Genomic DNA, 22,762 nt, shown 5'->3' on the forward strand with positions numbered 1-22,762 from the left:
GTATTGAAACCATGTTGCGTTGGTTGACCGCCGGTGAGTCCCATGGACCTGCACTGGTTGGAATTGTTGAAGGTGTCCCTGCAGGAATCGAAGTGGACAGCGCCGCCATTCAGGCTGCCCTGGCCCGCCGCCGGCTTGGTTATGGCCGCGGCGCCCGGATGAAGTTCGAACAGGATGCCGTCCGCATCCTCGGCGGGGTCCGCCACGGCCTCACCCAGGGCGGGCCGGTGGCCATCGAGATCGGCAACACGGAATGGCCCAAATGGGAACAGGTCATGGCCGCCGATCCCGTGGACCCGGCCACGCTGGCCGACTCCGCCCGCAACGCGCCGCTCACCCGGCCGCGGCCCGGCCACGCCGACTTCACCGGTATGCAGAAGTACGGGTTCGATGAGGCCCGGCCCGTCCTGGAACGTGCCAGCGCCCGGGAAACCGCCACCCGGGTAGCCCTCGGCGCGGTTGCCTCCGCCTTCCTGAACCAGCTCGGTATTGAACTTGTCAGCCACACCGTCGGAATTGCCGGCGTGATGGCCCCGGAGACCGCAGCGCTGCCTCTGCCTGCCGACGTCGACGCGCTGGACGCCGATCCGATGCGCTGCTTCGATCCGGAGGTTTCCGCGGCCATGGTGGCCGAAGTCGACGCCGCCCACAAGGAGGGCGAAACCCTCGGCGGAGTGGTCGAGGTATTGGCCTACGGCCTTCCGCCGGGACTGGGCAGCTACGTGCACTGGGACCGCCGCCTCGATGCACGGATTGCCGGTGCCCTGATGGGTATCCAGGCGATCAAGGGCGTGGAAGTGGGGGACGGCTTCCTCACCGCCACCCGCCGCGGATCTGCAGCGCATGACGAAATCCTGCAGGACGCCTCCGGACGCGTGATCCGTTCGGGCAACCGTGCCGGAGGCATCGAGGGCGGTATGAGCATTGGCGAACTGCTGCGCGTGCGTGCGGCCATGAAGCCGATCGCCACGGTGCCCCGCGCCCTGCGCACCGTGGACGTCAGCACGTCCCAGCCTGCCCGCGCCCATCACCAGCGCTCCGACGTCTGTGCCGTGCCCGCCGCCGGTGTGGTCGCAGAGGCAATGGTGGCCCTGGTTTTGGCCGAAGCCGTGATCGAGAAGTTCGGCGGCGATTCGGTGCCCGAAACGGCCCGGAACCTCCGTGCCTACCTGGAGGCAATCCCGCAGTCGCTGGAATCCGCTGGTACCGATGTCCCGCAGTCCTGAGCCGCACCTTCCCGAACCACACAGCATCCGCCGGCACCTGGTCCTGATCGGGTTTATGGCCGCCGGCAAATCCGTGGTCGGCCGCAGCTATGCCGCCCGGGCAGGACTGCCGTTTGTGGACACTGACGAACTGGTGGTGGAACGCCATGGGCCCATCGCGGACCTGTTCACCGCGAGGGGCGAACGGTATTTCCGGGAAGTGGAAGCGCGGACCGTCGCGGCAGCACTGGAATCACCGGTTCCGGCAGTCATTTCCCTGGGCGGGGGAGCGGTGCTGGACTCCGGCACACAGCAACTCCTGGCCGGGACCACTGTAGTGTTTCTGGATACGGACCTTGCCACAGTGCTTCCACGCATCAGCCGTTCCGGACACCGTCCAATGCTCGCCCCGGACCCCGTCCGGCGCTGGCAGGAGCTGGCCACGGCACGCCGTCCCGTTTACGAATCCCTGGCCGACATCACCATTGACACCAGGGGACTCACTGTTCCGGCCATTATTGACCGGCTGACTTCCGTCCTCACCAAAGGAGAAGACTAGATGCCCTCCGAACCGACGATCATCCCGGTGACCGGCTCCAACCCTGCAGAAAACTACGACGTCGTGGTGGGCCACGGCCTGCTGGGCCGGCTGCCGGCAATGCTCGGGGAACGCGTTCGGCGCGTGCTGGTGATCCATCCCCGCGCACTGCGCACCACCGGTGACACGGTGCGGGACGAACTCGCCGCGACCGGGCTCACTGCTGTCACCGCGGAAATCCCGGATGCCGAAGAAGGCAAGCACATCCAGGTGGCCTCCTTCTGCTGGCAGGTGCTGGGACAGAATGACTTCACCCGTTCCGATGCCATTGTGGCCGTGGGCGGCGGCGCCGTCACCGACGTTGCGGGCTTTGTTGCCGCAACCTGGCTGCGCGGCATCAAGGTGGTGCACATCCCCACGTCCCTGCTGGGCATGGTGGATGCAGCGGTCGGCGGGAAAACCGGCATCAACACCGCGGAGGGCAAGAACCTGGTGGGCGCCTTCCACCCGCCGGCCGGAGTGCTGGCGGACCTGGACGCACTGGGCACCCTGCCGAAGAACGAACTGCTCAGCGGTATGGCCGAAGTCATCAAGTGCGGTTTCATTGCCGATCCGGCGATCCTGGACCTGGTGGAAGCCAATCCCGAGGCAGTGGCGGACGGCGGTTCCGCCGTCGTCCGCGAACTCGTGGAACGCTCCATCGGCGTCAAGGCCGAAATAGTCTCCACCGACCTGCGGGAAGCCGGACGCCGGGAGTTCCTGAACTACGGCCACACACTGGGCCACTCCATTGAACTGGCAGAGCGCTACCAGTGGCGCCACGGCGCTGCCGTATCCGTGGGGCTGGTATTCGCTGCCGAACTGGCCCGTATGGTTGGCCGGCTTGATGATGCAACAGCGGACCGGCACAAGGAGATTCTCACCTCACTGGGCCTGCCCGTGAGCTACCGCAAGGACCGCTGGTCCGCCCTGCTGGACGGCATGCGCCGGGACAAAAAATCCCGCGGTGACCTGCTGCGTTTCGTGGTGCTGGACGGGCTGGCGAAGCCGTCCATGCTGGAGGTCCCGGACACCTCGCTGCTGTTCGCCGCGTACCAGGAAATCGCCTCCGAGCCGCAGGGCGGGATCCGGCTCAGCCTGTAGTTCTCCGAAGCGGGTAGAATAGTCGACGGACTTGAATTAAACGTACTTTGACGAACAACATATAGACGGACAACGGAAGAGAAACTGTGGCGACGACCAACGACATCAAGAACGGCACCGTGCTGAAGCTTGAAGGCAACCTCTGGAGCATCATTGAGTTCCAGCACGTGAAGCCGGGCAAGGGTGGTGCGTTCGTCCGTACCAAGATGCGCAACGTGACCTCGGGCAAGGTTGTGGACAAGACGTTCAACGCCGGCATCAAGGTCGAGACCGCCACGGTGGACCGCCGCGACTACCAGTACCTGTACCAGGACGGCGAAGACTACGTCTTCATGGATACCTCCGATTTCGACCAGCTCACGGTTCCGGGCAAGATCGTTGGCGACAACGCCAACTTCATGCTCGAATCCATGATGGTCACCATCGCCATCCACGAAGGCTCCCCGCTCTACATCGAGCTGCCGCCGTCCGTGACCATGGAAATCACCTACACCGAGCCCGGCCTGCAGGGTGACCGGTCCACCGGTGGCACCAAGCCCGCCACCATCGAGACCGGCTACGAGATCCAGGTGCCGCTGTTCCTGGAACAGGGCACCAAGGTCAAGGTTGACACCCGCACCGGCGACTACCTGGGACGCGTTAACGAGTGAGTGCACGCAGTAAAGCACGGACCCGCGCACTGGAGGTCCTTTTCGAAGCCGAACAGCGTTCGGCTTCAGCCTTCGATGTGATCCGGGCCCGCCGCGAACGGACCGACCAGACCATCAACCCCTACACCATGGACCTGGTGGAAGGCGTGGTTGCGATGCAGGAACAGATCGACGAGTTCCTGAGCACGTATTCGCAGGGCTGGACGCTTGAACGCATGCCTTCGGTGGACCGCATCATCCTCCGCCTGGGCGCCTGGGAACTGCTCTACAACGACGACGTTCCGGACAAGGTTGCCATCAGCGAAGCCGTGGAAATGGCCAAGACCCTGTCCACGGACGAGTCCCCGGCCTTTATCAACGGACTGCTTGGACGGCTGCAGGAACTGAAGCCGTCGCTGCTCGCCTGATCCGTACGCATCAATGTTGAAAGGACCGGCCCCTCGGGGCCGGTCCTTTCGTGCGTCCTGCCGCTAGGCGGTTCCAGCCAGCAGGGCGGAACGGATGGCGGAGACTTCATCCAGCAGGGTCCGCTCGTATTCCCGGTTGGCTTCCACCTCCCGTCCTGCGACAATCTGCTGGCGGGTCAGGGCCAGGCGCGTGGAACGCCGGATCAGCTCCTTCATGGGCGCCGACGTGTGATGTGCCCGCGCCCAGGCCATGGCCCTGCGCCGGCCCGCGCCGGTGGCCAGCATCTGCACCTCGGCGTCGCTGAACCAGCCTGCCCCGGCGTATTCACCCAGCCGGCGCTGCGTCAGGCGCTGCTCACTGCGGCGGAGGAACCAGACGCCGGTGACCGCCAGGACAAAAAAGGGCACCTGGAGCAGGAAATAGAAAACGAAGAAATCCCCGAACAGAAGCGCCGGCCCGCCGTTCCACAGCATGTGTCCCAGGATGGCCGGAACCAGTCCCAGCACAAACGCCGGGGCAATCCAGGCGTTGCCCGCCCGCCGGGCGGCCAGGCCCAGGGCCAGGCCGGTGCAGGCAGTGAACAGCACATGTGCAAAGGGGGAGAGCAGACCGCGCAGGATGAAGGTGAAGCCCAGCTGATAGACCGTGGTCCCGCCCGCGGTCAGGAGCGCTGATCCGAAGTAGAGGATGTTTTCGGTAAAGGCGAATCCCGCAGCCACCGCGGCTGCGAAGACAATGCCGTCCACCGGCCCGTCGAAGATTCGCCGGCGCACCAGCAGGAGCAGCAGGATACCCATGCCCTTGGCAATCTCCTCCACCACCGGCGCCTGGATCACCATGCCCAGCAGATCCGCCGAACCGGAGGGCACCAGCTCCAGCAGTGCCAGGGTGAAATAGGGCCCCACCAGCAGGGCGATGCCCACGGATACTCCGGCGCCCCACAGGAAGCAGAACACCAAAGTGCTGCGCGGCTCCGGCTCCCACCGGTCCACCCACCAGATGCCCAGGACACAAATGCCCAGCGGAACCAGGGCGAGGATTCCGCAGATAATAAAAGCCGGCGGGCCAAGCCGGTCGAGCAGGAACATGCCGACCCACGCCAGCACGGCCGAGGATGCCACAATCATCACCACCGTGGCCGTCAGGCCCCTGTCCCGGCGCGGTGCCGGGCGGGCCCAGTCCGGTGCAACCGCAGTACCGTGGCTCCGGGCCCCGTGGGGCGGGCCGGCAGCACTGCCGCCCGGCCCGTGGCCAAGGGGCGCAGGGGCCGGCTGAACGGGGTGCTGTTGGCCGGTCGGCGAAGGAGGGCTGTCCATAGCAGCCAGAATAGTCACACAAGGTCGCACACGGCCGCCGGCAGGGGACCGCCGCGCGTCCTGTGATAGCGTCTTGCACGCATTCAACCTTTAAATTCCGTCCTGTGAGGCGGGGAAGGAGGAAGCGGAAATGACTGGCACAGATGCCGTCCAGGTACCCAGCCGTACCGTTCTGTCTTCAGCTGACATTGACCGCGCGCTGACGCGCATTGCCCACGAGATCCTCGAGGCCAACAAGGGCCCGGAAGATCTGGTCCTGATGGGCATTCCCCGCCGCGGATATCCGCTGGCACAACGCCTGGCAGCGAAAATCGCTGCGGCGGCACCGGGCGTTGACCCCGCAGCCATTACCGGCCAGCTTGATGTCACGATGTTTCGTGACGACCTCTCGCGCCGCCCTACCCGGCCGCCGTATGCCACCCGTGAACCGGTCTCCGGGATTGACGACAAAGTCGTGGTGCTGGTGGACGATGTCCTGTTCTCCGGCCGCACCATCCGCGCCGCCCTGGATGCCTTGGTGGACCTCGGCCGCCCCCGCATCGTCCGGCTGGCCGTTCTGGTGGACCGGGGCCACCGTGAGCTGCCCATCCGCGCCGACCATGTAGGCAAGAACCTGCCCACAGCCTCCCGCGAACAGGTACGCGTCCGCCTGGTCGAAAGCGACCATCCCGCCGTCGACGAAGTGGTTATCGAGGGCACTGCATGAGGCATCTGCTTTCCACACTGGACCTGAGCCGGGCCGACGCCCTGGCGATTCTGGACACAGCGGAGCAGATGGCGGCGGTGGGGGAGCGGGAGGTCAAAAAGCTCCCCGCCCTGCGCGGACGCACCGTGGTGAACCTGTTCTTCGAAGACTCCACCCGCACCCGGATCTCCTTCGAGGCCGCCGCCAAACGGCTGTCCGCAGACGTCATCAACTTCTCCGCCAAGGGGTCCTCGGTCTCCAAGGGCGAATCGCTGAAGGACACCGCCCAGACCCTCGCCGCCATCGGCGCCGACGCCGTGGTGATCCGGCACGGTTCCTCCGGGGCACCGGCGCGCCTGGCAACCTCGGGCTGGATTGATGCCGCCGTCCTGAACGCCGGAGACGGTACGCACGAACACCCCACCCAGGCCCTGCTGGACGCCTTCACCATGCGCCGGCACTGGGCCAGGCTGCACGGCACCGACTCGGCGGGCACCGACCTGGCCGGCATGAAGGTGGTGATTGTCGGGGACGTGCTGCATTCCCGGGTAGCCCGTTCGGACCTCTGGCTGCTGCGCACCCTCGGTGCGGAAGTCACCCTGGTGGCCCCGCCCACGCTGCTGCCGTTCGGCGTCGAGTCCTGGCCGTGCACGGTCAGCTATGACCTGGATGAAGCGCTGGCCGCCCGGCCGGATGCCGTGATGATGCTGCGGGTGCAGGGCGAACGCATGCACTCCGCCTTTTTCCCGTCCGTCCGCGAATACTCCCGCCGCTGGGGCCTGGACGACGTCCGCCTGGACCGTCTCGACGCCCTGGGCTTGGAGGACACGATCATCATGCACCCGGGGCCGATGAACCGCGGGCTGGAAATTTCCGCCCGTGCCGCCGATTCCCCGCGGTCCACCATCCTGGACCAGGTCAGCAACGGCGTTTCCGTCCGTATGGCCGCCCTCTACCTGCTGCTCTCCGGCGAGAGCAGCTCCGAACGTACACTGCAGGAGCAGAAGCGATGAGCAACCCCGGAAACCCGTCCCCGACCGGTTCCTACCTGATCCGCGGCGCGACCATCCTCGGGCTCGAAACGGCGGACATCCTGCTGGAAAACGGCACCATCACCGCCGTCGGCCCGGAAGCTGAGACAAAGGCACCGGACGGCGCCGAGGTGATCGACGCCAGCGGCCTGATCGCCCTGCCCGGCATGGTGGACCTGCACACCCACCTGCGTGAACCCGGCAGGGAAGACGCTGAAACCGTGGAAACCGGCAGCCGCGCCGCAGCCCTGGGCGGTTTCACCGCCGTCCACGCCATGGCCAACAGCATGCCGGTGGCGGACACCGCCGGCGTGGTGGAACAGGTCCTGAGCCTCGGCGAACGCGCCGGCTGGGTGGATGTCCGCCCCGTAGGCGCCGTCACGGTCGGGCTGGCCGGCGAACGCCTGGCTGAACTCGGCGCGATGGCGGATTCCCGGGCCCGGGTCCGGGTCTTCTCCGATGACGGCATGTGCGTCTCGGATCCGGTGCTGATGCGCCGGGCCCTTGAATACGTCAAGGCCTTCGGCGGCGTCATCGCCCAGCATGCGCAGGAGCCCCGGCTGACCGAAGGCGCCCAGATGAACGAGGGTGACGTCAGCGCGGTCCTCGGCCTGGCCGGCTGGCCCGCCGTCGCCGAAGAAGCCATCATTGCCCGCGACGTACTGCTGGCCCGCCACACCGGCTCGCGCCTGCACGTCTGCCACGTCTCCACCGCAGGATCCGTGGACATCCTCCGCTGGGCCAAGGCACAGGGCATTCGCGTTACGGCCGAAGTCACCCCGCACCACCTGCTCCTGACCGACGAGATGGTGCGCAGCTACGACCCGGTCTACAAGGTGAACCCGCCGCTGCGCACCGCGGCCGACGTCGACGCCGTCCGGCGCGGACTGGCGGACGGGACCATCGACATTGTCGGCACCGACCACGCCCCGCATCCGAGCGAGCACAAGGAATGCGAATGGGCGCAGGCCGCCATGGGCATGACCGGACTGGAAACCGCCCTGTCCGTAGTGCAGCACACCATGATCGACACCGGACTGATGAGCTGGGCGGACTTCGCCCGGATCACGTCCTTTACGCCCGCGCTGATCGGTGACGTCCCCGGCCAGGGACGGCCGGTCGCAGCGGGCGAACCGGCCAACGTCATATTGGTGGACCCGACTGCGTCGCGGACGGTGGACCCTTCTAAGATGGCTACCAAGGGGCGCAACAGTCCGTTCGCCGGGCTGGAACTGCCCGGAGTGGTGCAGACCGTCTTCTATAACGGACACCCCACGGTCCGCGACGGCAGACTCAATACGCCCCACCCTGTTGCCGCAAAGGAATCCTGATGGAACTGCTGTACTTCTTCCTGGGCCTGGCCGCCCTCCTCATCCTTGTCCTGGGCCTGTTCGCCCTGGGCTGGAGGGGCCGACGACGCCGGCAGCAGGACATTCCCCGGCCCAGGGCCCTGCCCGCGGAACTGGAGGAGCCGACGTTCCAGGCCCTGGGCCAGTACGTGGTGACCACCAGTGCGGGGGACTGGCTGGACCGCGTGGCCCTCTACGGGCTCGGCGTAAAGTCCAACGCCACCGCCGCCGTCTTCCCCGAAGGCGTGCTCTTCGCCCGCTCCGGCGCGGAGGATCTGTGGATCCCGCGCGGGGACCTGATCGGCGTCCGCCTGGAACGCGGCATGGCCGGCAAGTTCGTTGAAAAGGACGGACTCGTCACCGTGACATGGCAGCTGGGCCCCAAACGCGTGGACACCGGTTTCCGCACCCGCGCCGCCGATGAGAAGACACCCCTGGTAAACGCAATCACGAAACTTCTGCCGGCATCGGCGACCCCTAGCGAGGAACAACTGTGACAGTGCACGAGATCATCAACCCCACGCCCGCCGTCCTGATGCTGGAGGACGGGCGCACCTTCCGCGGCCGTGCCTACGGCGCGCAGGGGACAGCCCTGGGTGAAGCGGTCTTCGCCACCGGCATGACCGGCTACCAGGAAACCATCACGGATCCTTCCTACGCCCGTCAGCTGGTGGTGCAGACGGCACCGCACATCGGCAACACCGGCGTCAACGCCGACGACGCCGAGTCCCGGCGCATCTGGGTGGCCGGCTACATTGTGCGCGACGCCGCCCGGCGCCCCTCCAACTGGCGGTCCGAATCCACCCTGGACGAACAGCTGGCGGAACAGGGCGTGGTTGGAATCTCCGGCGTCGACACCCGCGCCGTCACCCGCCACCTGCGTGAACGCGGCGCCATGAAGGCCGGCATTTTCTCCGGTGCCGACGCCGGGCGTCCGGACGCCGAGCTGCTTGCCGAGGTCCGCGCGCAGCAGGGCATGGCAGGGGCGCGGCTGGCCGAAGAGGTCAGCGTGGACGAAGCCTATGTGATTGACCCCGCCGACCACGGCTGGGCCGGCGAACCGCTGGGCACCGTCGCCGCCATTGACCTGGGCATCAAGTCCATGACCCCGGTACGCCTCGCCGAGCGGGGCATCCGCACCCATGTGCTGCCCGCCGCCACCACCTTCGAGGACCTGCAGGCCCTGGACCCGGACGGAGTGTTTATGTCCAACGGACCCGGCGACCCGGCGACCGCGGACGTGCAGGTCGCCATGCTGCGCGAGGTGCTGGACCACCGGATCCCGTTCTTTGGCATCTGCTTCGGCAACCAGATCCTCGGCCGTGCCCTGGGCTTCGGCACCTACAAGCTGCGCTACGGACACCGCGGCATCAACCAGCCGGTGCTGGACCGCCGGACCGGCAAGGTGGAGATCACCAGCCAGAACCACGGCTTCGCCGTTGACGCGCCGCTGGACGGACCCGTCACCGCACCGGAAGAGCGCTACGGGCGGGTGGAGGTGAGCCACGTGTCCCTGAACGACAACGTGGTGGAAGGCCTCGCCTGCCTGGATATCCCGGCCTTCTCCGTGCAGTACCACCCCGAAGCCGCTGCCGGACCGCACGACTCCGCCTACCTCTTTGACCGTTTCGTGGAGCTTATGGCCTCCAGCAAGAACAAGGAGAGCATCTAATGCCCCGCAGAACCGACCTTCAGTCCGTCCTGGTCATCGGCTCCGGCCCCATCGTGATCGGCCAGGCCGCGGAATTCGACTACTCCGGCACGCAGGCCCTGCGGGTCCTGAAGGAGGAGGGCCTGCGGGTCATCCTCGTGAACTCCAACCCGGCCACCATCATGACCGACCCCGAGTTCGCCGACGCCACCTACGTGGAACCCATCACCCCCGAGGTGGTCGAAAAGATCATCGCCAAGGAACGCCCCGACGCCGTCCTGCCCACCCTGGGCGGGCAGACCGCGCTGAACACCGCCATCGCACTGGATAAAAACGGCGTGCTGGAGAAGTACAACGTGGAGCTGATCGGCGCAAACATCGCTGCCATCGAACTCGGCGAGGACCGCGAGAAGTTCAAGGGCGTCGTCGAGCGCTGCGGTGCCGAATCCGCCAAGTCCATCATTGTGCACAGCATGGACGAGGCCTTCGCCGCCGCGGAGCAGCTTGGCTACCCGATGGTGGTCCGCCCCTCCTTCACCATGGGCGGGCTGGGTTCCGGCCTGGCCTACAACGCCGAGGACCTGCGCCGCATCGCCGGGGCCGGCATCCAGTACAGCCCCACCTCCGAGGTGCTGCTCGAAGAGAGCATCCTCGGCTGGAAGGAATACGAGCTGGAAATGATGCGGGACAAAAACGACAACGTCGTGGTGGTCTGCTCCATCGAGAACTTCGACCCGGTAGGTGTGCACACCGGCGACTCCATCACCGTGGCACCGGCCATGACGCTGACCGACCGCGAGTACCAGAAGCTGCGCAACATCGCGATCGCCGTCATCCGGGAAGTGGGCGTGGACACCGGCGGCTGCAACATCCAGTTCGCCATCGAACCGGACACCGGACGCGTTGTCGTCATCGAAATGAACCCGCGCGTCTCCCGGTCCTCGGCGCTGGCGTCCAAGGCCACCGGCTTCGCCATCGCCAAGATCGCCACCAAGCTCTCGCTGGGCTACACGCTGGACGAAATTCCCAACGACATCACCAAAAAGACCCCGGCGTCCTTCGAGCCGACGCTGGACTACGTTGTGGTCAAGGTGCCGCGCTTCGCGTTCGAGAAGTTCCCGGCGGCGGACCCGACCCTGACCACCACCATGAAGTCGGTGGGCGAGGCCATGGCCATTGGGCGCAACTTCACCGAGGCCCTGCAAAAGGCGCTGCGCTCCCTGGAGCAGAAGGGCGCCACGCTCTCCTTCGATCCGGTGGATCCGGCAGCGGTGCCCGCGCTCGTGGAAGCCGCAAAACGGCCCACCACCGACCGGCTGAAGCAGGTCCAGCAGGCACTGCTCGGCGGGGCCTCCGTGGAACAGCTCTACGAAGCCACCGGCATCGACCCCTGGTACCTGGACCAGCTGGCCCTGATCAATGAAACCGCAGAACAGATCCGTGCCACGCCCTCGGTCAACGAGGACATCCTGCGCCTGGCCAAGCGGCACGGTTTCTCCGACGAGCAGATCGGCAAGCTGACCAACACCCCCGAAGCGGTGATCCGCGGTGTCCGGCATGCGCTGAATGTCCGCCCGGTGTACAAAACCGTGGACACCTGCGCCGCCGAATTCGCCGCCTACACCCCGTACCACTACTCCTCCTACGACGAGGAGGACGAGGTGGCCGAACACGCCAAGCCGTCCATCATCATCCTGGGCTCGGGGCCGAACCGGATCGGGCAGGGCATCGAGTTCGATTACTCCTGCGTGCACGCCACCATGGCCCTGCGCGAAGCCGGGCACGAAACCGTGATGATCAACTGCAACCCGGAAACGGTCTCCACCGACTACGACATCTCCGACCGGCTCTACTTTGAACCGCTGACCCTGGAGGACGTCCTCGAGGTGATCGCTGCCGAGCAGCGCACCGGCGGCGTGCTGGGAGTTTTCGTGCAGCTCGGCGGGCAGACCCCGCTGAAGCTGGCGCAGGCCCTGGCGGACGCCGGCGTGCCGATCCTGGGCACCTCCCCGGAGGCCATCGACCTGGCCGAACACCGCGGCGCCTTCCAGCGGGTGCTGGACCAGGGCGGGCTGACCGCCCCGAAGAACGGCACCGCAGTGTCCTTCGAAGACGCCAAGAAGGTGGCAGACGAGATCGGCTACCCGGTGCTGGTCCGCCCCTCCTACGTGCTCGGCGGCCGCGGCATGGAAATTGTCTATGACGAGGAGAACCTTTCCCGGTACATCACCAACGCCACCGAGATCACCCCTGACCACCCCGTGCTGGTGGACCGGTTCCTGGAAGACGCGATCGAGATCGACGTCGACGCGCTCTATGACGGCACCGACCTGTACGTGGGCGGGATCATGGAACACATCGAGGAGGCCGGCATCCACTCCGGCGACTCCGCCTGCGTGCTGCCGCCCATCACCCTGGGCACCGACGTGATCGACCGGGTACGGAAGGCCACGCAGGTAATTGCCGCCGGCGTCGGCGTCCGCGGCCTGATCAACATCCAGTTCGCCCTCGCCTCGGACATCCTCTACGTCATCGAAGCCAATCCGCGGGCCTCCCGCACCGTGCCCTTCGTGTCCAAGGCCACGGGTGTCCAGCTGGCCAAGGCAGCGGCCCTGATCGGTACCGGCGTCACCATCGCCGAGCTGCGCGCGGCCGGCCGGCTGTCCGAAACCGGCGACGGATCCACCCTGCCGCTGGACGCACCGGTAGCCGTGAAGGAAGCCGTGCTGCCGTTCAGCCGGTTCCGGACCCCCGAAGGCACCGTGGTGGATTCCCTCCTCGGCCCCGAAATGCGCTCCACCGGCGAAGTCATGGGCATCGACAAGTACTTCGACACGGCCTTCGCCAAGTCCCAGGCAGCGGCCAACAGTGCGCTTCCCACCGCGGGCAAGGTCTTTGTCTCCGTAGCCAACCGGGACAAGCGCTCCATCATCATGCCCGTGAAGCTGATGAGCGATCTCGGGTTCGAGATCCTGTCCACCGGCGGCACGGCGGATGTCCTGCGCCGCAACGGCATCACGGCCACCGTGGTCCGCAAGGTGGGTGAGGGTGTCGGGCCGAACGGGGAAGGCACCGTGGCGGACCTGATTACTGCCGGGGAAATCAACCTGGTGGTCAATACGCCCTCGGGCGGCCAGGCCCGCGGGGACGGCTACGAGATCCGTGCCGCAGCCACCTCCATCGGCTGCCCGGTAGTGACCACCGTGTCCGAGTTCGGGGCCGCCGTGCAGGCCATCGAGGCCATGCGCTCCTACGAATGGGATGTCACGTCGCTGCAGGAACACGCCGCCAAACTCAAGGCTGCTGCCAGTGCCTGAGCCGGTACAGCCCTTCGGGGCGCGCCTGCGGGCGGCCATGGACAGCCGCGGAGCGCTGTGTGTCGGGATCGATCCGCACCCGGCGCTGCTGGCTGGCTGGGGAGTGAACGACGACGCCGCCGGGCTGGAGCGCTTCTCCCTCACCGTGTTGGACGCGGTGGGGGAGCACGCTGCAGCACTGAAACCGCAGGTGGCCCTGTACGAACGGCATGGCTCCGCCGGGCTGGCAGTGCTGGAGAAACTCCTGGCCGCCTGCGCGGATGCCGGCGTGCTGAGCATTGCCGACGCCAAGCGCGGGGACATCGGATCCACCATGGCCGCATATGCCGATGCCTGGCTGCGGGACGGTTCGGCGCTGGCCGCCGATGCCGTGACACTCAGCCCCTACCTGGGCTTTGAATCCCTGCGCCCGGCCCTGGACCTTGCCGCCGGGACGGGGCGGGGAGTGTTCGTCCTCGCCCTGACCTCCAACCCCGAAGGCGCCTCCGTGCAGCATGCCGGCGGCGGCGCGGGGCGCTCCGTGGCCGCCGCGATTGCGGCCGCCGCAGCGGCAGAGAACGGCACTGGCACTGAGGGCAACGCGGACGGCGGCCTGGGCTCCGTGGGCCTGGTGGTGGGGGCTACCGTGGGTACCGCGCTCACGGATCTGGGAATTGACCTCGCTGCCACGCGCGCGCCGTTGCTGGCACCCGGCCTGGGTGCGCAGGGGGCCACGGCAGCAGATCTGGCCGTGACCTTCGGGGCCGCCTATCCCAATGTGCTTGCCACCTCCAGCCGTGGAATCCTGCGGGCCGGACCCGATCCGCAGAAGCTGCGGGAAGCCGCCCTGCAGACCGGACGGGAGCTGGCGGCCGCAGGGTAACGGCGGACGGAGCGGCACGGACCGCTGAGGCGGCTCCATTGCAATTGGGCTTCCAATGCGGATAGGTTCGGAGCTACCAGCAGAGCCGCTGACAGCGGTACGTCTTCGTTCGGGAGTGTCTTTTGAACCTCAAGCCACTGACAGAAGCCGAGCGCACCCGGGCCCGGGAAAAAGCCACAGCGGCCCGGGCCGTCCGCGCCGACATCAAGTCACGTATTAAATCCGGCGACCTCTCCATTGAAGAAGTCATTCTTTCCCGTTCCGGAGAGGAAGCAGTGGGCAGGCTGAAAGTGATGGATCTGCTCCGCGCACTGCCTGGTGTCGGGGAACGCCGCGCAGCTGGAATAATGGCTACGGTAGGTATAGCGCCTACCCGCCGGGTCCGGGGGCTGGGAGTGCATCAGCGCAAGGCGCTGATCGACCTGCTGGATCACCACTGAGGTCCCGGCACCACCAAAGAAACACCGAGTGAATGAGGTTTACGTGTCGCAACCGCGGCTGACAGTTCTGGCAGGTCCAACCGCAGTTGGCAAGGGCACTGTATCCACCTACATCCGGGACAACTATCCCGAGGTCTGGCTTTCCGTATCCGCCACCACCAGGGCCCCGCGCCCCGGCGAAGAAGACGGTGTGCACTACTTCTTCGTCAGCGCCGAAGAGTTCGATTCCATGATCGAGCAGGACCAGATGCTGGAATGGGCCGTAGTCCACGGCCGCAACCGCTATGGAACCCTTCGCCGCACCGTTGAGGCCGCCATGGCCGAAGGCCGCAGCGTGCTCCTGGAGATTGACCTGCAGGGTGCCCGGCAGGTCAAGAAGTCCATGCCGGAGGCAAATTTCGTCTTCCTGGCCCCGCCCACCTGGGACGAAATGGTACGCCGTCTGGTCGGGCGCGGCACGGAAACGCCCGAAGAGCAGCAGCAACGGCTGGAAACAGCTAAACTGGAACTTGCTGCCGAGTCCGAGTTCGATCACACCGTCATTAATGATGACGTCCAGCGGGCTGCAGCTGAGCTTGTATCACTCATGGGAATCAGTCCGCGCCAGCGCTGACAAACCGCGAATCCCGTTCAAGAATTTTGGAGAACCCTGTGTCTGAAGGCATCATCAACCCGCCGATCGACGACCTGCTCGAAGCAGCCGATTCCAAGTACGCGCTGGTCATCTACGGTGCCAAGCGTGCCCGCCAGATCAACGCCTACTACTCCCAGCTGCACGAGGGTCTGTTCGAGTATGTCGGCCCGCTCGTGGAAACCAAGCTGAACGAAAAGCCGCTGTCCATCGCCCTGCGCGAGATCAATGACGGCATGCTGGTGGTCCGCCCGAACGAGACCGCCGAATAAGCAGCGGCAGTTCACCGGGGGAAGGCAGCAGCGTGCGCATAGTTCTGGGTGTGGGCGGCGGAATCGCCGCCTACAAGGCTGCGTCGCTGCTGCGGCTTTTTACCGAGGCCGGGCACACCGTCACCGTTGTCCCCACCGAATCCTCCACCCGGTTTGTCGGGGTTGCCACCTGGGAAGCACTTTCCGGGAACCCCGTGTCCACGTCGGTGTTCGACGAGGTGGACAAAGTCAACCATGTGCGCCTGGGCCATGAGGCGGACCTGATTGTGGTGGCTCCGGCCACCGCGGATCTGCTGGCCCGGGCTGCAACGGGGCAGGCCAATGACCTGCTGACCAACACCCTGCTGATGGCCCGCGGCCCGGTGGTGTTTGCCCCGGCCATGCACACTGAGATGTGGGCGCATCCCGCCACCGTGGCCAACGTGGCCACCCTGCGCAGCCGCGGCGCCGTCGTGATCGATCCCGCAGTGGGCCGGCTGACCGGCCGGGATTCCGGCCCGGGCCGCCTGCCCGAACCTGAAACCATCTTCACCGCCGCCCTTGCCGCTGTGGAAGAGGCCCCCGGTTCGGCCGGAGAGCTTTCCGGCCTGCTGTCCGGCATTACCGTCACGGTCACGGCCGGCGGAACCCGTGAGCCCCTGGATCCGGTCCGGTTCCTGGGCAACCGTTCGTCAGGGAAACAGGGCACCGCACTGGCCGAAGCAGCCCTCGCCGCCGGTGCCCGGGTACGGCTGATCGCCGCGCACATGGAGGTTCCGGCGCCCGGCGGCGTCGAACTGGTGCGGGTGGAAACCGCCCTTGAACTGCGCGAGGCGGTACACAAGGCTGCCGCCGACTCCGACGTCGTGGTGATGGCTGCTGCCGTCGCCGACTTCCGCCCGGACAAGGTGGTGGAGACCAAGATCAAAAAGAGCGACGACACTGCCGACCCGGTGATCACGCTGGTGCGCAACCCGGACATTCTCCAGGAGATCGTGCAGGCCCGGGGCACCGGTGCCACGCCGGCACTTATCGTGGGGTTCGCTGCGGAAACCGGCGACGCGACCACTGATGTCCTGGAATACGGCCGCCGGAAGCTGGCCCGCAAGGGCTGCGACCTGCTGGTCCTGAACCAGGTTGGCAAGTCGCTGGTCTTCGGCCAGGACCAGACCGAGGTGAGGATTCTCTCACCGGCAGAGCCCGCCGGGTCCGCCGGGGAAAGCGCGGCCGGCAGCAAAACCGAGGTTTCGGCACGCATCATTGCAAGGATTGCCGCCGAACTGGCTGCCCGCCGCCCCTGACAGACCTGAGCACGCATGCGGGCGGTTCGGGGAGTGTCCGGGCCGCCCGGTAGAGTAAATGCTGTGACTTCTACTTCCGCCTCTCCCAAGACGCAGTCCAACCTGCGCCTTTTCACCTCGGAATCCGTCACTGAAGGCCACCCGGACAAAATCTGTGACCAGATCAGTGACGCAATCCTCGACGGCCTGCTCAAGGTTGATCCCGAATCCCGGGTAGCCGTCGAAACACTCGTAACCACCGGCCTGGTCCATGTAGCCGGCGAGGTGACCACCGAGGGATACGTTGAGATCCCGCAGCTGGTCCGCGACACCATCCTGGACATCGGTTATGACTCCTCGGCCAACGGCTTTGACGGCGCCCGTTGCGGCGTTTCCGTTTCCATCGGCCAGCAGTCCCCGGAAATTGCCTCCGGCGTGTTCAACTCACTGGAGAACCGCACCGGCAAGGTTGAGGACCCCTACGACGCCCAGGGCGCCGGGGACCAGGGCATCATGTTCGGCTACGCCAGCGACGAAACCTCCGTCCTGATGCCCACCCCCATCTGGCTGGCCCACCGTCTCTCGGAGCGGCTCACCACAGTCCGCAAGGACGGAACGCTCCCGTACCTGCGCCCGGACGGAAAAACCCAGGTCACCATCGGCTACGACGGAGACCGCCCCGTATCCGTGGACTCCGTGGTGGTCTCCACCCAGCACGCCGCCGATCTTGATCTTGAGCAGCTGCGCGCCGACATGGCGGCCCACGTCATCAACCCGGTGCTGGCAGGCACCGACCTGGACATTTCCGAGGTCCAGCACATCATCAACCCCGGCGGTCCCTTTGTTATCGGCGGGCCGGTGGGGGACGCCGGACTGACCGGACGCAAGATCATTGTGGACACCTACGGCGGATTCGCCCGCCACGGCGGGGGAGCGTTCAGCGGCAAGGATCCGAGCAAGGTGGACCGCTCCGCGGCCTACGCCATGCGCTGGGTGGCCAAAAACGTGGTGGCCGCCGGCCTGGCCCGGCGCGCGGAGATCCAGATTGCCTACGCCATCGGCATGGCCCGCCCCGTGGGTATCTACGTGGAGACCTTCGGCACCGAAACGGTGGACCCGGCCCGTATTGCCGACGCCGTGCAGGAAGTCTTTGACCTGCGCCCGCTGGGCATCATCAACGGACTGGACCTGAAGCGTCCCATCTACCAGCGCACAGCCGCCCACGGCCACTTCGGCCGCGAGGATGAAGGCTTCACCTGGGAGCGCAAGGACAAGGTCGAGGACCTCCGCAGCTACTTCAACGTGTAGTACCGCCATGGCCGCGGATCGCTCCGATGAAGCCGTGCAGCTTTCCCTGCTGCACGGCTTCGCGCCGTCGGCCAAGCCCGTAGGCAAGGCCCGGCCTGCATCGGTGCTCCCGATTGCCCGCGTGCTGCTGGACTCGCCGCTGCCGCACCTGGACCGGCCGTTCGACTATCTGGTTCCTGACGAACTCGACCGGGATGCCGTGCCGGGAGCACGCGTGAAGGTTCGGTTCGGAGGCCAGGAACTGCCGGGCTTCATCACCGAACGTGCCGCCGAAGCGGATACCACCGCGCGGCTGATGCCGCTGGGAAAGGTTATTTCCCCCCAGCCTGTACTGACCCCCCGGATCCTGCGCCTGGCCGAAGCAGTTGCCGCCCGCTATGCCGGCACCGTGCATGACGTACTGCGAGTGGCCATCCCGCCGCGGGCCGCCAGGGTGGATAAGGAGTTCACCCCCGAGGCCCGGCTGCAGACCCGGGCGGGGGAGCCTCCGGCCGGGGTTCCGGGCGGAACGGAAGATGTCCCGCCCGGCCCGGAGGGCGCCGGAGTCAACCCGTTTGCGCGGTATCCGCACGGTCCCCGCTTCCTGACCCATCTTGCCGCCGGGCACAGTCCGCGCGCCGTACTCTCCTCGCTGGGCGGCTACGGCCCGCGCGACTGGCCCGCTGAAGTGGCCGAAGCGGTCCGGTCCACGCTGATCTCCGGCCGGGGCGCCGTGGTGGTGGTGCCCGACAACAAGGATCTTGCCCGGCTGCAAACGGCGCTCACCGCCCGGATAGGCGCCGACGCCTTCGTCCGGCTCACCGCCGAAGACGGCCCCACCCCGCGCTACCGCAGTTTCCTGCAGCTGCTGCACGGGGATGTCCGGGTGGCTATCGGCACCCGTTCCGCCGCGTATGCTCCGGTGGCGGATCTGGGACTGGCCGTGATCTGGGACGACGCCGATGATCTGCATGCCGAACAGCGGGCACCCTATCAGCATGCCCGTGATGTGCTGCTGCTGCGGGCCGAGCTGGAGGGGGCAGCATTGCTCCTGGCATCGCATTCGCGCAGCACGGAGGCCCAGCGGCTGGTGGCCAGCGGCTGGGCCGCAGGGATTGCTGCGGAGCGCTCCACGGTGCGTGCCTCGGCGCCCCGGGTGGTCAGCACCGCCGATTCCTTCACCATGGAGCGGGACCCGCTGGCTGCCAGGGCACGGATACCGCACACCGCCTGGAAAGCGGCACAGGACGGGCTGACCCGCGGTCCGGTGCTGGTCCAGGTGGCACGCACCGGCTTTTCGCCGGCACTGTCCTGCCAGGACTGCCGGGAACCGGCGCGGTGCCGGAACTGCTCGGGCCCGTTGGGGCTGGCCAGCCGCAACGGTACTCCGGCCTGCCGCTGGTGTGGCCGGCCGGAGCCTATGTGGCACTGCAGCAACTGCGGGGGAGTGCACCTGCGCGGCTCCACTGCGGGGGCAGGACGCACAGCCGAAGAGCTGGGCCGCGCGTTTCCCTCCACCACGGTGATCTCATCGGCCGGAGACCACGTCCGTGCCGAGATTCCCGACGCCCCGGCACTGGTGGTTGCCACGCCCGGCGCGGAGCCGGTGGCGCCGGGCGGCTACGCTGCAGCCATCCTGCTGGACGGCAACGCGATGCTTTCCCGCGAATCGCTGCGGGCCGGCGAGGATACGCTGCGCCGCTGGTTCAGTGCTGCGGCACTGGTGCGGCCGGCTGGCGAAAAGGGGCTGGTGGTGGTCACCGCCGATGACAGCACCACCGTGGGACACCTGCTGCGCTGGGACCCGGCCGGCGCAGCCGAACGGGAGCTGGAACTGCGGCGCGAACTCGGGCTGCCCCCTGCTGTCCGCTATGCGGAACTGACCGGGTCCAGGGAAGGCCTCGATGCCTTCATTGCACGGCTGGGGCTGCCGGACGGCACGCGAACCGTGGGACCGGCGCCGCTGGCGGATGTGGGTACGGGTACGGAGGTGCGGGAGGTCCGGGACGGCCAGCTCGGCGGGGCAGGCGGCCGCTTCCGCACACTGCTTTTCTTCCCCTATGCGGCGGCACCGGCCGTTACGGCTGCCCTGCGCTCCACCAAGGCCGCAGCATCTGCCAGGCGTACCGGAGATCCTGTTTACGTACGGGTTGACGGGATAGACGTTCTCTAACCCGGGCCCACGCCTACAACAGTTCCAGCAGCACCGCTGCCGCACCCAGCAGGGACAGCAGCGAGAGCTGGGCTGCGGTACCCAGCCGGGAGAGCCGGCCCAGGAGCCCGCGGGGCACGCCGTGGATCATCCAGCCTGGACGGTTGATGGTGGGCATTCGCAACGTCATCCCTCTTTCCCGTGGAGAAAAAGCCGATTAACACCCAGTATCCCGCCATCCGGAGACCGTGCCCGAATCCGCTGCCGGTGACATTGGCCACCGCCTGCGGCAGGCAAAAAAGGGGCCCGGGAGATATTCCCGGGCCCCTTGGCGCCTATCCGTGTCCCGCCCGCCGGACGGGCGTTCCCTTTTGCGTCCGTGCCGCTAGGCGGATACCGCCTCACGCTGTTCGTCCTGCTGAATTACCGCGCCATCCGCCGGCGCCTGGACGGCAATCTTGCGCGGCTTGGCCTTCTCGCTCACCGGAATGGTCACGCTCAGGACGCCGTTCTCGTAGCTGGCGGCAATCCTTTCGGTGTCGATGCCCTGTCCCAGGTTCAGCTGGCGCAGGAAGGATCCGCTTTCACGTTCCCGGGTCAGCCACTTCACCCCGTCAGCGCCGTGCAGCGTGCGCTGGGCACGGATGGTCAGGAGCTGGCCGTCAACGTCGACGTCGATGGATCCGGGGTCGATGCCCGGAAGATCGGCCGCAAGAATGTAGTGGTCGCCCTGCCGGTAGAGGTCCATGGGCATGCCGCGCAGGGAACCTTCCCCGCGCAGGGCCTGTGCCATCCGGTCGAGTTCCTGGAACGGATCAAACTTCATAGCCATAGGAAATCAACTCCTCCATTCGATCGCTTGAGACAAGCGGTATCCGGTTTCAAAGTTGAGTCAGTGTCACTCAACTTGCGAAAAGAGATTAGCACTCTCAGGGCTAGAGTGCCAAGTGTTATTTCTGTGCCCACCGGCTTACGGTCCAGGCGTGGATCAGCTGTGCAGTGTGCCGCCCGTGGCTGCGCAGTTGCGGGCTCGACTCGACGTCCGGCTGGCATCCGGAATGGACCATGTAGGCCAGCAGTGCCGCCAGGAATGCATCGATATGCTCGGGCGGAACCCCGCGGGTGAGCGCGGACCGCGTTAGCCAGGAATCGACGTCGAGCCCGCCGCCGCGCGCGTAGGGCAGCACCCCCACCCAGTCGATCCACGCCGCACCGGTGCCCAGGAAGTTCCAGTCACAGAACAGGGCCTTGCCCGAGCGCAGCAGGATATTGTCCGGACGAAGGTCACCGTGCAGCACGGAGTCCCCGGCCAGGGCTTCCGGGCTGAGCTCCCACAGCTCCTGCAGGCGGCGGGCGTCACCGGCGGTGAGGGACGGCAGGAACCAGGGCGCCGCCCCGCCGTCGGCCACAGCCTGGAACGGGGACGGCACCGCGGTGATGTCCTGTGAAACCGGGCTGCCGGAGAGGTGCCCCGGCAGGTTCGACAGAAGACGGATTGATGCGGTGCAGGACGCCTCTATCGCGGCGAGGTCCGCCCCGGTCCACGGGTGCCCGGGCATTGTTCCGTTCACGGCTTCGTAGGCCAGGAGAAGCCAGTCCGTGTCCCCGGCGGTGACGGTGCGGGTACCCAGCAGGCGGGGCGCCGGCATGTCCGGAGGCAGGAGCGGGGCCACCTGGGCCTCCCGTGCGTAGGCGGGGTAGACAAACGCGTCCGACGCCGGTGCGGCCTTCACGAAAATGCTGCGCGCTTCGCCGTGGGAGAGCACTGCGGCGAAGCCCGGGGTAAATCCTCCGCCGGCCGGCCGTACGGACGTGACGCTGCCGCCCAGCAGGTCCGTCAGTTCCTGCCGGACGGGCGCGGGCAGGCCGGCCCAGGGCCGGCGGCTGGCGGTGCGGCGGTAATCGGTGACCGGAACTGTAGGGGAGTGCATCCGCACAGCCTATGCGCCGGAGCCTGCTGTAGCCGGGAACCAACGGCCGGTCCCGGAAGTATGTCCGGCACAGCTGTGGTGCACCCACGGTAGGTGCACCACTTGGTTGTGCACAATTGAATCGTGTCCTAGGGTGGGCGGATGAACGAATCACTGCAGCGTCAGGTGTGCTTTTCGCTGTACTCCGCCTCCCGTGCGGCCACGTCCCTGTACCGGCCCATGCTCGAGGAACTGAACCTCACCTACCCGCAGTTCCTCGTGATGACCCTGCTCTGGGAACAGGACGGGCAAAGCGTCCGGGACCTGGGGCAGGCGTTGGAACTGGACTCGGGCACACTCTCGCCGCTGATTAAACGCCTGGAAGCGGCAGCGCTGGTGCAGCGCCACCGCGCCGTCGAGGACGAACGCCGGGTCCGGGTCCACCTCACAGATGCCGGCCGCGCCCTGGAACAGAAGTCCCGGGACCTTCCTGACCGCGTTGCGGCGGCTGCCGGCCTCGACCCGGAGGAACTGCGCAGCCTGCAGGACACGCTGGCGAAGGTGAATTCGGCACTGCGGCAGGCCGTGGTGAAGGACCATGAGGCACCGTCACGGTAAGACCATCCGCACCATCCATCCCAACAGTTAGGTTCAAT

The 22,762-nt window shown here is 66.9% G+C and carries 23 protein-coding genes; 19 read left to right on the forward strand and 4 right to left on the reverse strand.

The window, feature by feature from the left end; genetic code table 11:
* Positions 1–11 precede the first annotated feature (11 nt).
* The 5 genes from aroC to nusB all read left to right on the forward strand — a co-directional run bounded on the left by aroC (position 12) and on the right by nusB (position 3,943).
* Complete coding sequence (gene aroC, locus QWJ37_RS08010) at positions 12–1,226, forward strand: chorismate synthase (protein ID WP_227927748.1); 1,215 nt, start codon at positions 12–14, stop codon at positions 1,224–1,226.
* Entirely contained in the window at positions 1,210–1,764 is a 555-nt protein-coding gene (locus QWJ37_RS08015; protein ID WP_290244997.1) for a shikimate kinase, read from the forward strand. Before aroC ends, QWJ37_RS08015 begins: the two co-directional genes overlap by 17 nt.
* The gene (aroB, locus tag QWJ37_RS08020; RefSeq protein WP_227901760.1) at positions 1,765–2,886 is read left to right on the forward strand and encodes a 3-dehydroquinate synthase; all 1,122 of its coding nucleotides are present in this window, start codon (positions 1,765–1,767) and stop codon (positions 2,884–2,886) included. It begins immediately after the preceding gene.
* An 86-nt stretch (positions 2,887–2,972) separates the two neighbouring features.
* Complete coding sequence (gene efp / locus QWJ37_RS08025) at positions 2,973–3,536, forward strand: elongation factor P (protein WP_227901761.1); 564 nt, start codon at positions 2,973–2,975, stop codon at positions 3,534–3,536.
* Positions 3,533–3,943, forward strand: a complete 411-nt coding sequence (gene nusB, locus QWJ37_RS08030; protein WP_227901762.1) for a transcription antitermination factor NusB — start codon at positions 3,533–3,535, stop codon at positions 3,941–3,943. The genes efp and nusB overlap by 4 nt, the downstream gene beginning before the upstream one ends.
* A gap of 63 nt (positions 3,944–4,006) precedes the next feature.
* On the opposite strand, the gene QWJ37_RS08035 is transcribed toward nusB, so the two are convergent.
* A complete protein-coding gene (locus QWJ37_RS08035; RefSeq protein WP_290244998.1) occupies positions 4,007–5,260 on the reverse strand; it encodes a PrsW family intramembrane metalloprotease in 1,254 nt (417 codons plus the stop codon).
* Between the two features lie 130 nt (positions 5,261–5,390).
* Between QWJ37_RS08035 and pyrR the strand changes: the two genes are divergently transcribed.
* From pyrR to QWJ37_RS08100, 13 genes are all read left to right on the forward strand, one after another.
* The gene (pyrR, locus tag QWJ37_RS08040) at positions 5,391–5,966 is read left to right on the forward strand and encodes a bifunctional pyr operon transcriptional regulator/uracil phosphoribosyltransferase PyrR (protein WP_290244999.1); all 576 of its coding nucleotides are present in this window, start codon (positions 5,391–5,393) and stop codon (positions 5,964–5,966) included.
* Positions 5,963–6,958 (forward strand): aspartate carbamoyltransferase catalytic subunit, encoded by a 996-nt coding sequence (locus QWJ37_RS08045; protein ID WP_290245000.1) that lies wholly within the window; start codon positions 5,963–5,965, stop codon positions 6,956–6,958. Before pyrR ends, QWJ37_RS08045 begins: the two co-directional genes overlap by 4 nt.
* On the forward strand, positions 6,955–8,307 hold the full coding sequence (locus tag QWJ37_RS08050) for a dihydroorotase (protein WP_290245001.1): 1,353 nt from the start codon (positions 6,955–6,957) through the stop codon (positions 8,305–8,307). The genes QWJ37_RS08045 and QWJ37_RS08050 overlap by 4 nt, the downstream gene beginning before the upstream one ends.
* Positions 8,307–8,822 carry a hypothetical protein gene (locus QWJ37_RS08055; RefSeq protein ID WP_227901767.1) on the forward strand — a complete coding sequence of 172 codons (516 nt, stop codon included), beginning with the start codon at positions 8,307–8,309 and terminating at the stop codon, positions 8,820–8,822. The genes QWJ37_RS08050 and QWJ37_RS08055 overlap by 1 nt, the downstream gene beginning before the upstream one ends.
* A 38-nt stretch (positions 8,823–8,860) precedes the next feature.
* A complete protein-coding gene (carA, locus tag QWJ37_RS08060) occupies positions 8,861–9,997 on the forward strand; it encodes a glutamine-hydrolyzing carbamoyl-phosphate synthase small subunit (protein ID WP_290245288.1) in 1,137 nt (378 codons plus the stop codon).
* Positions 9,997–13,293: a carbamoyl-phosphate synthase large subunit gene (gene carB / locus QWJ37_RS08065; protein WP_227901768.1), complete on the forward strand. Its 3,297-nt coding sequence runs from the start codon at positions 9,997–9,999 to the stop codon at positions 13,291–13,293. The genes carA and carB overlap by 1 nt, the downstream gene beginning before the upstream one ends.
* Positions 13,286–14,155 (forward strand): orotidine-5'-phosphate decarboxylase, encoded by an 870-nt coding sequence (gene pyrF / locus QWJ37_RS08070; RefSeq protein WP_290245002.1) that lies wholly within the window; start codon positions 13,286–13,288, stop codon positions 14,153–14,155. The genes carB and pyrF overlap by 8 nt, the downstream gene beginning before the upstream one ends.
* 122 nt (positions 14,156–14,277) lie before the next feature.
* Positions 14,278–14,595, forward strand: a complete 318-nt coding sequence (gene mihF / locus QWJ37_RS08075) for an integration host factor, actinobacterial type (RefSeq protein WP_227901770.1) — start codon at positions 14,278–14,280, stop codon at positions 14,593–14,595.
* 28 nt (positions 14,596–14,623) lie between these two features.
* Complete coding sequence (gene gmk, locus QWJ37_RS08080; RefSeq protein ID WP_227927755.1) at positions 14,624–15,208, forward strand: guanylate kinase; 585 nt, start codon at positions 14,624–14,626, stop codon at positions 15,206–15,208.
* A gap of 26 nt (positions 15,209–15,234) precedes the next feature.
* Positions 15,235–15,498 (forward strand): DNA-directed RNA polymerase subunit omega, encoded by a 264-nt coding sequence (gene rpoZ, locus QWJ37_RS08085; RefSeq protein ID WP_186764241.1) that lies wholly within the window; start codon positions 15,235–15,237, stop codon positions 15,496–15,498.
* A gap of 32 nt (positions 15,499–15,530) precedes the next feature.
* Positions 15,531–16,778, forward strand: a complete 1,248-nt coding sequence (coaBC, locus tag QWJ37_RS08090) for a bifunctional phosphopantothenoylcysteine decarboxylase/phosphopantothenate--cysteine ligase CoaBC (protein ID WP_290245003.1) — start codon at positions 15,531–15,533, stop codon at positions 16,776–16,778.
* A 63-nt stretch (positions 16,779–16,841) separates the two neighbouring features.
* Positions 16,842–18,065 carry a methionine adenosyltransferase gene (gene metK, locus QWJ37_RS08095; RefSeq protein WP_227901774.1) on the forward strand — a complete coding sequence of 408 codons (1,224 nt, stop codon included), beginning with the start codon at positions 16,842–16,844 and terminating at the stop codon, positions 18,063–18,065.
* A 7-nt stretch (positions 18,066–18,072) separates the two neighbouring features.
* Complete coding sequence (locus tag QWJ37_RS08100) at positions 18,073–20,217, forward strand: primosomal protein N' (protein ID WP_290245004.1); 2,145 nt, start codon at positions 18,073–18,075, stop codon at positions 20,215–20,217.
* A gap of 13 nt (positions 20,218–20,230) precedes the next feature.
* Here QWJ37_RS08100 and QWJ37_RS08105 read toward each other — a convergent pair whose 3' ends face one another.
* The 3 genes from QWJ37_RS08105 to QWJ37_RS08115 form a co-directional block, all read right to left on the reverse strand.
* Positions 20,231–20,374 (reverse strand): hypothetical protein, encoded by a 144-nt coding sequence (locus tag QWJ37_RS08105; RefSeq protein ID WP_290245005.1) that lies wholly within the window; start codon positions 20,372–20,374, stop codon positions 20,231–20,233.
* 207 nt (positions 20,375–20,581) lie between these two features.
* Positions 20,582–21,028 carry an Hsp20/alpha crystallin family protein gene (locus QWJ37_RS08110; RefSeq protein WP_227901777.1) on the reverse strand — a complete coding sequence of 149 codons (447 nt, stop codon included), beginning with the start codon at positions 21,026–21,028 and terminating at the stop codon, positions 20,582–20,584.
* A gap of 118 nt (positions 21,029–21,146) precedes the next feature.
* Complete coding sequence (locus QWJ37_RS08115) at positions 21,147–22,127, reverse strand: aminoglycoside phosphotransferase family protein (protein ID WP_290245006.1); 981 nt, start codon at positions 22,125–22,127, stop codon at positions 21,147–21,149.
* Between the two features lie 141 nt (positions 22,128–22,268).
* On the opposite strand from QWJ37_RS08115, the gene QWJ37_RS08120 reads away from it, so the two are divergent.
* Entirely contained in the window at positions 22,269–22,724 is a 456-nt protein-coding gene (locus QWJ37_RS08120; protein WP_227901779.1) for a MarR family transcriptional regulator, read from the forward strand.
* The last annotated feature ends 38 nt before the right edge of the window (positions 22,725–22,762 follow it).

This window comes from Arthrobacter sp. YD2 (assembly GCF_030410475.1).
In the GTDB taxonomy this organism is placed as follows: domain Bacteria; phylum Actinomycetota; class Actinomycetes; order Actinomycetales; family Micrococcaceae; genus Arthrobacter_B; species Arthrobacter_B zhangbolii.